Source organism: Mucilaginibacter sp. (assembly GCF_036383575.1).
Classification (GTDB): domain Bacteria; phylum Bacteroidota; class Bacteroidia; order Sphingobacteriales; family Sphingobacteriaceae; genus Mucilaginibacter.
Window position 1 is genome coordinate 1 of the sequence record NZ_DASVOB010000017.1, and the last position, 2,680, is coordinate 2,680.

Here is a 2,680-nt window from a genome sequence, read left to right on the forward strand (position 1 = left end):
CAGCCTGTAAACAAAATTGCTCCGGCCCTGGATCATGCCCTGGTTGATCAGCTTTTTAAACGGCTCTTCTTCAACTACCAGGTCAAGATCTTTCAAAAATTTATTCCAGAAGCGACTGTACAATAGGTGCCCGGTAGCATGTTCGCTGCCGCCGATGTACAAGTCAACGTCTTTCCAATATTCAATAGCCTCGCGCGATGCAAATTCTTTATCGTTTTGAGCATCCATATAACGGTACCAGTACCAGCTTGAACCGGCCCAGCCTGGCATGGTCGAAAGTTCGTAAGTCAAATCACCTTCGTATTTCCAGTCCTCGGCACGGCCCAATGGCGGTTCGCCGGTTTCGGTTGGGAGGTATTTATCAATTTCGGGCAATAGCAAGGGCAAATGGCTTTCATTAATTAAATGTGGTAAGCCCTCTTTAAAGTAAACAGGTACAGGTTCGCCCCAGTAACGCTGACGGCCAAAAATGGCATCGCGCATCCTGAAGTTAACCTTGGCTCTACCAGCGTTGATCTCTTCCAGTTTTGCAACAACAGCAGCGGTTGCTTCCTTGTAAGCCAGCCCGTTGATAAAATCAGAGTTGATGTATTTACCTTCCTTGGTTGGGTCGGCCTCTGTTTCAATATTTTGAATATCGAGGATCGGTACTATCGGCAAATTAAAATGCTTTGCAAACAGGTAATCACGCTGATCGCCTGATGGTACGGCCATAACCGCGCCTGTTCCGTATCCTGCCAAAACATAATCAGCGATCCAGATCTGGATTTGTTGGCCGTTTAACGGGTTAAGCACATAGCTACCTGTGAATGCGCCGGATACAGTTTTAGCATCAGCCATCCTGTCAAGTTCCGATTTCTTTTTGGTTTGAGCGATATAAGCCTCAATATCGGCCTTTTGCTCCGGAGTAGTAAGCGAAGCCACCAGTTCATGCTCAGGGGCAATTACCAGGAAAGTAACGCCGAAGATGGTATCAACCCTTGTTGTAAATACTTCAATATAGTCAGTACCCAGTTGCGCGTTATGACCTGATTTATCTATCGGGAATTTAACACTCGCTCCTGTACTTTTACCAATCCAGTTCCTTTGCATTTCTTTCAAAGGTTCGGGCCAGTCAATAGTATCAAGGCCTTGCAACAACCTTTCGGCATAGGCAGTAATGCGCATGCTCCATTGGGTCATCTTTTTTTGTTCAACAGGGTAACCGCCGCGCTCGCTGAAGCCGTCTTTTACCTCATCGTTTGCCAATACGGTACCAAGGGCCGGGCACCAGTTTACGGTGCTTTCGCGCAGGTAGGTAAGGCGGTATTTTAATAGTTCGGCCTGCTGCTCCTGGTTGCTTAACGCTTTCCATTCGTCAGCAGTAAAACTTGATATTTCATCATCGCTAACGGCATTAATGCCTGTTGAACCTTTGGCCTCAAAATGCGCGACCAATTTATCTATTGATTCGGCTTTGTCGGCATCTTTATTATACCAGCTGTTAAACAGCTGCATAAAGATCCACTGCGTCCATTTATAATAATCAGGCGAACTGGTGCGCACCTCGCGGCTCCAGTCGAACGAAAAACCGATTTGGTCAAGCTGGCGGCGGTAGGTTGCAATATTATCTTCGGTGGTTATGGCAGGGTGCTGACCGGTTTGAATGGCGTATTGCTCGGCCGGTAGGCCAAAGCTATCATAGCCCATAGGGTGCAGCACGTTAAAGCCTTTAAGGCGCTTGTAGCGTGCAAAAATATCAGAAGCGATATAGCCCAGCGGGTGCCCAACGTGCAGACCAGCCCCTGATGGGTAAGGGAACATATCCAGCACATAATACTTGGGTTTACTGCTTTTGTCTTCGGCTTTAAAGGTTTGGTTTTGTGCCCAAAACTGCTGCCATTTTTGCTCTATCTCTTTAAATTGGTAGTCCATTTGATTTTTTACGCGTATGAGGTTGCGAAATTAAGCATTTCCCTATTAGTTTAGTAGTTATTAGTGGATTAGTTGGAGATAGAGGTGCTTTTTTCGGCCGGGATTGGTGGGCTATGTAGTGGCAGGAAGTGGTTTACGCATCATTTCAAAAAAATTTGGGGGCGATGAACTCTTACTCACATCCATCCTCCTGGTGAAAGGCCTCGCGCAATTCCACGCTTTTTTCTTCCAAATACCTGTCATTATAACGATAGGTTTCAACATTGGCTAACCTTTTGCATTGCTGGCCCGTAAAAACGGGTAGAACCGGAATTATAACCTTCTACCCTTGAAATATTTTCAAAATTTCTTAATTGATTGATAATAAGTTAAATTTGCGCGGAATTAAAACCCTAAACATGAAACACAAGTACAAAATTATAGTATTGCTGCTTGCCGGCATCACTGCCATTTACACCTCATGCCATAAGCTTGATATGGCACCTAACAATCAAAGTACCGTAAGCAAAAAAGAGGCGAGTGTACAAATTGCACAAAGCCTTGTTGGTATCTTTAACCCCGAAAACGGTGGGTTTGATTTTAAAAGCGGTTTAAGTATGCCAACCGATCTTTCCCTGAACAAAAAAGGTAAGATCAAAGTTCAATCTGTTGATCCCAAGCCTCAATGCGGCGCTAAAATGGATACTACGATATCACTTAATTTGGATCAAAGCGATACCTCTAAAATTGATATCTGGGCTAAGGTTAAGTATGAGCTTACCTGCAC

The 2,680-nt window shown here is 44.9% G+C and carries 2 protein-coding genes; one reads left to right on the forward strand and one right to left on the reverse strand.

The annotated features are described in order from the left end of the window. A partial coding sequence (locus tag VF500_RS00530; RefSeq protein WP_330857802.1) for a class I tRNA ligase family protein occupies nt 1-1,914 on the reverse strand: 1,914 nt, incomplete at its 3' end. 398 nt (nt 1,915-2,312) lie between these two features. Here VF500_RS00530 and VF500_RS00535 point away from each other — a divergent pair. Next, on the forward strand, nt 2,313-2,680 hold a 368-nt coding region (locus tag VF500_RS00535), incomplete at its 3' end, for a hypothetical protein (protein WP_330857803.1).